We start from the raw sequence: 245 nt of genomic DNA, 5'->3' as shown, positions 1-245 counted from the left end.
TGCGACGACTTTGCCCAGGCCATGGCCGACGCCAACCCGGGCAGCGACCTGGCCCGCCTGCTGCCCCAGTTCAAGCGCTGGTACAGCCAGGCCGGCACCCCGCGCGTCAAGGCCGAAGGCGTGTACGACGCCGCCGCGCGCACCTACACACTGACGCTGAGCCAGAGCTGCCCCGCCACCCCGGGCCAGGCGGTCAAGGCGCCTTTCGTCATCCCGGTGGCGCTGGGCCTGCTGGACGCGCAGGG

At 73.1% G+C, this 245-nt stretch carries 1 protein-coding gene; it reads left to right on the top strand.

Going from position 1 to position 245, the window contains the following annotated elements; translation table 11 throughout:
- A partial coding sequence (locus HA630_RS00810) for a DUF3458 domain-containing protein (protein WP_166832071.1) occupies nucleotides 1–245 on the top strand: 245 nt, incomplete at both ends.

This window comes from Aquabacterium sp. A08 (assembly GCF_011742065.1).
Note: the sequence above shows the minus strand (reverse complement) of the source record. Positions and strands in the feature narration are given on the sequence as shown.